Origin of the sequence: Salinibacterium sp. (assembly GCF_031364185.1) — a bacterium.
Classification (GTDB): domain Bacteria; phylum Actinomycetota; class Actinomycetes; order Actinomycetales; family Microbacteriaceae; genus Rhodoglobus.
In genome coordinates, this window is the sequence record NZ_JANLVV010000024.1 from 1 (window position 1) to 6,833 (window position 6,833).

Annotated in this window: 6 protein-coding genes; 2 read left to right on the top strand and 4 right to left on the bottom strand. The window is 63.0% G+C overall.

All coding sequences use genetic code 11. From position 1 onward, the window contains the following. From RMN95_RS01430 to RMN95_RS01440, 3 genes are all read right to left on the bottom strand, one after another. Window positions 1-419, bottom strand: a 419-nt coding sequence (locus RMN95_RS01430) for a cytidylyltransferase domain-containing protein (protein ID WP_309615184.1), incomplete at its 3' end; no start/stop codon positions are given. 192 nt (window positions 420-611) lie between these two features. After that, the gene (locus tag RMN95_RS01435; RefSeq protein ID WP_309615185.1) at window positions 612-2,615 is read right to left on the bottom strand and encodes an ATP-binding cassette domain-containing protein; all 2,004 of its coding nucleotides are present in this window, start codon (window positions 2,613-2,615) and stop codon (window positions 612-614) included. After that, window positions 2,612-3,757, bottom strand: coding sequence for a hypothetical protein (locus RMN95_RS01440; RefSeq protein ID WP_309615186.1), 1,146 nt, complete (start codon window positions 3,755-3,757; stop codon window positions 2,612-2,614). The genes RMN95_RS01435 and RMN95_RS01440 overlap by 4 nt, the downstream gene beginning before the upstream one ends. A 620-nt stretch (window positions 3,758-4,377) precedes the next feature. Between RMN95_RS01440 and RMN95_RS01445 the strand changes: the two genes are divergently transcribed. Next, window positions 4,378-4,833 (top strand): hypothetical protein, encoded by a 456-nt coding sequence (locus tag RMN95_RS01445; RefSeq protein WP_309615187.1) that lies wholly within the window; start codon window positions 4,378-4,380, stop codon window positions 4,831-4,833. A gap of 54 nt (window positions 4,834-4,887) precedes the next feature. On the opposite strand, the gene RMN95_RS01450 is transcribed toward RMN95_RS01445, so the two are convergent. Beyond that, the gene (locus tag RMN95_RS01450) at window positions 4,888-5,487 is read right to left on the bottom strand and encodes a TetR/AcrR family transcriptional regulator (RefSeq protein WP_309615188.1); all 600 of its coding nucleotides are present in this window, start codon (window positions 5,485-5,487) and stop codon (window positions 4,888-4,890) included. Window positions 5,488-5,577: 90 nt separating this feature from the next. Here RMN95_RS01450 and RMN95_RS01455 point away from each other — a divergent pair. Further along, on the top strand, window positions 5,578-6,833 hold a 1,256-nt coding region (locus RMN95_RS01455; protein ID WP_309615189.1), incomplete at its 3' end, for a carboxyl transferase domain-containing protein.

Below are 6,833 nucleotides of genomic sequence, written 5' to 3' on the forward strand. Positions count from 1 at the left end.
GCGAACACGACGTCAGCCTCACCGCTGAGCACGCGGGATACCGCCGAGTCCAGGTCAGCCGGGTCGATGAAAGGCGACGTGGCCTGAATGAAGACGAGGATGCCCGGTTGCTCATCCAGCTGATCGAGCGCGTGTAACAGCGCGGCTTCTGAGCTCGACTCGTCGCCAGCGAGGCTCTCGGGTCGGTCGATCACCTGGGCGCCGGCACTGCGGGCGGCGCTGGCGATAGCCGCGTCATCCGTGCTAACGAACACCTCGTCGATGCGATCAGCCGCCTGGGCAGACGCAACAGCCCGCCCGATAAGCGAGACCCCGCCGACCGTTTTCAGATTTTTTCCCGGAACACCCTTGGAGCCACCCCGCGCGGGAATGATCGCGATCACTCGCGTTGGCCCAGCGTCGGAGGAGAGGGTGATCACCGTTGTGAAGATACCGACACGATGAGGACCGCGGGTTGACCAAAGGTTAACGGCAGCCGACTTTTATGAGACCAGCCTGGGCGTTCGCGCGCGTTGGCGTCATCGTGACGCTTCGAACGTGCTCACGCGATGGCGGCACAAGGGAGACCGGCACAACTCAGGCGCCATGCCAACTTCGCCTTGAGGAGTGAGCTACCCCCGCACCGCATCCGCGGGGTTGGAGAACGCTGCAACAAGTGCGGGATACACGGCCGAGATAAGACCGCTTACTACCCCTGCGACGATCCCCACGCCGAGGTATGCGGGCGAGAGCACCGGTGTCCACTGTTGCAACTGGCAGACTGCGACCACCGCGAGTAGCCCAAAGGCGCTACCGGCAACACCGCCCGCGAGGCCGATAACCAAGCCTTCCAGCGAGAACAGCCGCCAGACTGATGCGCGGCTTGCGCCGAGTGCACGTCGCAGAGCGATCTCGGGGGCGCGCGAACGCACTGAGACGAACATGGTGGTGCCGGCGCTGAGGGTCGAAAGCGCCAACAGAATCAGGGAGACGATAGCAATCAGGGTTCCCAGGTCTGCGGCAACGCCTCGTCGAAGGGAGCGTAAATCGGCGACGGTGCTGGTATGCACCTGGCCGGGGTTGGCGGGGCTGATAGCGCTCGGCAGCGCTTCGGCGACGGCAGCGGGAAACCCCGGCTCAGTTCGCACGGTGAAAGTCGGTTGCCAACCGCTGATCACGTCCACCGCCGCTTTCGACAGTATGACGGAGTCAGCTAGCAAGGGATCGCGTTCCGACCCGCTGGCGAATCCGACGACCTCCACCGGGTGACCGTTGAGCCACAGTCGCACACCGGGCCCCGGCGCCGCGACTCCCAATAGCTCCGCGGCCCTATCCCCCACGATCGCGAATATTTCCGGCCCTGCATCGGTGAACAAGCTGGCAACCCCGGCGGGCTCGACCTGTGCACCGATCACATCCAGATAGCCCGCCGTGGCGACCATTCGCGGGCCATCGAAACGTGGCTGGCTCAGAAAGCTCCCCGGTGGCAGGAGCGAGATGGGGGAATCACCCGGCGCAACCCTTGCCGACCATCCGACGCCAATCACTCGGTCGATTGCTTTGATTCGTGCCTCGATCACCGGAATGCTCGCAATGGCATCGACCCCACTTCCCAGGTTGTCGTCAATGACCACCTCATCGAGAGCGGCCGCGGTGAGCCTGTCCGAAACCTGAGCAGCAGCGCTCTGGCTAATTCCGAGGGCACTCACCAGTCCGCCGGTGCCGAGCAGAAAGGCAAAGATAAGCACGAGCGACCGTGCGGGCGCGGTGGTGTGCGCCGACACCGCGGTGAACAGTTCAAGCGCGAGGGTGCGCAAGAATCGGCCGGGGTAACGTCGTTGGGCGGGCGGGGATGCGCGGTTCGCATTCGACGTTGGCGATGCAGTGGATGACGTTGCGGTCGATTCGCCCGTGAGCGCCGACACGCCTGTCGGGATTACGTCGTTGAGCACGCCATCCCGAATCTCGACCTGTCGGTGAGCGCGCGCGGCGACTGTCGGGTCGTGGGTAATAACGATCACGGTGACGCCGCGGCTGTTCAGCTCGCCAAGATAGTCGATCACCGTTGCTGAGTTTTCGGAGTCGAGCGCTCCCGTCGGCTCATCCGCGAGGATGACCGCGGGGTTGGTAGCGATCGCCCGCGCGACGGCAACTCGCTGTCGTTCCCCACCGGAGAGATTCTTTGCGACAAAGTTTGCTCGCGAGGCAATTCCCAACATGGTCAGTGCCCGCGTGACCCTGGCTACTCGCTCGCGCCGAGGAAGTCCGGAAATTTCCAAGCCGAGGCCGGCGTTGCTCGCTGCAGTGAGTGCGCCGACAACGTGGGATGCTTGAAACACGAAACCGAAAGTACGTGAGCGCAAACGATTGCGATCACGTTCACTTGCAGTCTGAACATCCTGGCCACGGATTCGGTAGGTTCCCGTCGAAGGTCGGTCCAAGAGCCCCAGGATGTTGAGCAGAGTAGATTTCCCAGAGCCGGATGGCCCCACGATCGCCACATAGTCACCTTCGTGAATGACAAGATCAACGGAGGTCAGCGCTGCTGTTCGTGCACCATCGTCATAGACCCGCCCGACAGATCTCAGTTCGAGCAACGGGGTCGCGGTATCTTCGGCGACGGATGCATCGCTCACGGCGACACAAGCACTTCGGTGCCGATGGCCAGCTGACCGCCGGATTCGATTGCTGCCCACCCCTCCGCCTGCGCCGTGACGGTGATGTAGATCCGCTCGCGGTCCTCCGCGTTGGCAGGAGTCTGACCTGAGGGCTCGCCACTGGCATTCGGGAGCTCAACGTAGGTGCCCTTGTCATCCTGTCGCAGCGCAAGCACCGGTACTGCTGGGGTTGTCCCTGCATCGCCGTCTGCCGAGACCGTGATGGGTGCTGACTCGGTCACCACGAAGTCAGCGGGAAGCTCCATTGTCACGTCACGACCCGCGCCGGAATTGTCCTCGGGCGTTGTGAACTCTCCGATGCGCAAGACTGTTGACGCCGCCGTCCCTGTCCCCGAACGCAGTTGCACTGCCTGCCCCACCGCGAGTTCGTCGGCTTCAAGAACGTTCGCCCGCGCGAGAACGACATCGGGTGATACTTTCACCACGGCGAGTGGAAGTTCGGGAGTCAGCACTGCGCCGACTGCAGCCGACGTCACGACGGTCGCGCCCGCGCTTACCGGCAAAAATTCGGACCACACGATCACCGTCGGCGCCACTGGCGCTGCGTCGAAACGCTCGTAGAGTTCCAGCACGGCGGCGAGTGTTCGCGGGCCCACCTCACCGGTGACGGAAACATCTAGCCCCATGTGCTGCAGCGCTGACTGGAATGCAGTGACGTCTGCACCTGTTGATCCATCGACGAAGTTACGGTACAACGGCACGCCCTCAGGAATCGAGATTTGTGGGCGGCCAGACACTTCACCCAACATCGTCCCCGGTGCGATCATCTGCCCGGCAACCAGGGCCTGCCGGGTCACAATGAGGCGCTCCGCCGTCCCCGTACCTGACGCGACAGTCAGTTGTCTGGTCTCGCCCGAGACAACTCGACCCGGGAGGGTGACCCCCGGAGCCACGACCCGCTCCTCCACCGCATAGGTCACCTCCAACTGCTCGGACACCGAGTCCAGAGCCGACTGCTGGGGTGCCCGAACGAAGGTGCCCGCGATAAAGGACGCAGCAGCAACAAGGGCAAGAACGATAAAGAAAACGATGAGACGACGCGCGTTCGCTACGACGGGAAGGGCGACGAGCGCCGGTTGGTCTGAGGCATCAGAGACCATCGCGGTACCTTGTTCATTTTCCATTGCGCCCCGCCTAATGTTGTCGCGCACGTCCCGAAGATATCGACGGATTGCCGAGAGGATGATTTCCGCTCGCGGATGTTGACAATGGCGCGTTGCGTGCTCATGCTAATGGAAGTTGATTGCGGCTCACATACAATCTCTGAGAGCCTCTTCCCTCATTTGGAGTTATTGCCATGCATTCACGACCCGAACGAGCGCTCCACAGCAGGCCTCAGGTTCTTCGGGCGCTGGGCATTTCCTTGTCCATTACCGTCGGCAGTATGGTCCTGGTGTCATGCTCGTCGGCACCACAACCCGATACCGAGTCTGGGTCTGAAGGCTTGGATATTGGAGGCATTGACCTCGATCAGTACTCGACCGTCAGTGCCCAGCTTGACTTCGGGAAGGGCATCGTGACTTTGCCCATCGATGCCATTCGCAGGGACTCCGCGCAAGTGACTGAACTGAGGGACCAAGCACGAAGAGCCCTGGTGGATACCTGCGCGCGAGCAAGCGGGCTACCTAGTGTTGCCTGGGCGCCATTTTCCCAGATCAACCTGGATGGGCGACTTTACGGCTTGTGGAGTGTTTCGCTCGCAACTCGTTATGGATTCGAAATGGCCGACGAGTCGGTTAAACCAAACCGAAGCGACGACGAGTCACTGTGCTTCGCGTCGGCCAAAGAGGCGATGGCAGGAGTGGCACCTGATTCCTACTCCCTTGACGACCAGATAAGCAGTAGCGCCTACGATGCCGTTCAAATGTCTGACGAGGGCAAGGCGGCTCGTGCTGCTGCACAGGCGTGTATGACGGACGAAGGGCTCGTCATTGATCCCGATTCCGGACATCCCCGATCTGATGCTTCCGCAGGCAACAGCGAGGCAAATATTCGTATTGCGGTCATCGAAGCCACTTGCAACGTCGAGACGGGCGCGATCCAGACGCTGTACGACCTCACCGCCCGCTATCAGGCGGCGTTGATCGACCGAAACGAAGCCGCGGCGGTTGTATTAGCTGAGCAAAAGGCGGAATTGATCGCGGGATATCAGAAGATCATCGACGAGAGTAAGTAACTCGGGGCGGCTACTTACGCGATGCCGGAGCTTTTTGCCGCGTTTTGTACTCGACTACGGTGGTGAACTCTCGGGCCAGCGCACTAGCGAGGCGACCGCCATCTCGGCGAAGAGCGCCCGCACCCGCACGCCGCTCTCATCTCGCGCGCTGTACGGGGTCGAGTTGAGCAACCCGAACACTCCGAGCACACGCACGTCAATGTCGGCCGCCGCGAATTCGGGGCGGACTGCCGCCACCACCTCGCTCCAAGCCTGCACATAGCGTCGCTGCAGTGCCCGCACCCGGTGGTTGGCGTCGGCCGGGAGCCTGGCCAGTTCGTGATCCTGGATCCGGATGACGTCGCGCTCGGCCAGTGCGAAGTCGATGTGGAAGTCGACCAGGTTGCGGAGGGTCTCGATGCCCGGCGGCGACTGCGCGAGGATGACCTCGCATCCGGTCATCAGCCTCTCGCTCGCGGTCACCAACAGTTCGGTCAGGATCGCCTCCTTGCCCGGGAAATGGCGATACAGCGCGGGGCCGCTCACCCCGGCAGCCATCCCGAGATCGTCGATGGATACCCCCGTGTAGCCGTGCTCGGCGAACAGGCGCGCGGCCGCCGTCAGGTAGAGGGCGCGGCGGCTTGCTTTCTCCGTCGCGCGCCAGGTCTCCGTCATCCGCTCATCGTAGCGACGCTCTGGACATTGCGGTTAACGACTACTAACCTGAAGTCAATTAGTAGCCACTAACCGAAACGGTATTTTTCGATGGAGACTCTCGTCAGCGAGGCACGGCCCTCGACCGAGAGCTTTCGCGAAAATGCCGCGGCCCAGGTCGCGCTCGTGGACGAGCTTCGGCACCGACTGGCGGATGTCGGGCTCGGCGGTTCCGAGAGTGCCCGGGAGCGGCACGCGGGTCGCGGCAAACTGCTGGCACGGGATCGGATCGACGCCCTAGTCGATCGCGGAAGCCCGTTCCTGGAGGTGGCACCCCTCGCGGCCTTCGAGCTCTACAACAACGAGTGCCCCGGCGCCGGGGTAATCGCCGGCATCGGGATGATCCATGGCCGACACTGCATGATCGTAGCCAACGACGCCACGGTGAAAGGCGGTGCGTACTATCCGCTCACGGTCAAGAAACACCTTCGCGCCCAGGAGATCGCCTCCGAGAATGACCTGCCGTGCATCTACCTGGTCGATTCGGGCGGAGCATTCCTGCCGAGACAGGATGAGGTGTTCCCCGACCGCGACCACTTCGGCCGGATCTTCTACAACCAGGCCAGAATGTCGGCCAGGGGCATAGCTCAGATCGCCGCCGTGCTGGGCTCGAGCACCGCCGGCGGCGCCTACATGCCGGCCATGAGCGACGAGACGATCATCGTTCGCAACCAGGGCACGATCTTCCTGGGCGGGCCGCCGCTGGTGAAAGCGGCAACCGGCGAGGTCGTGTCGGCCGAGGATCTCGGAGGCGGTCTCACGCACTCGAGGCTCTCGGGCGTCACCGACCACCTGGCCGATAACGACCACCACGCGCTGCAGATCGTGCGCGACATCGTCAGCCAGCTGCCGCCGCCGGCACCGTTGCCCTACGAGGTGCAATCGGTAGCACCGCCGGTGGCGAGCGAGAAGGAACTGTGCGGAGTCGTTCCCACCGACCTGCACGTGCCATACGACGTGCGCGAGATCATCGCCCGCCTCGTGGACGGCAGCCTCTTCCACGAGTTCAAGAAGGAATACGGCGCCACCCTCGTGACGGGATTCGCTCACATCCACGGTCATCCCGTCGGCATCGTCGCCAACAACGGAGTGCTGTTCAGCGAGTCCGCGCTGAAGGGCGCGCACTTCATCGAGTTGTGCGACCAGCGGCGCATCCCGTTGCTGTTCCTCCAGAACATCACCGGCTTCATGGTGGGCCGCGAGTACGAGCGCGGCGGTATTGCCAGGGACGGCGCGAAAATGGTCCACGCCGTGGCCAACGCGGCCGTTCCGAAGTTCACGGTGATCATCGGCGGGTCGTTCGGGGC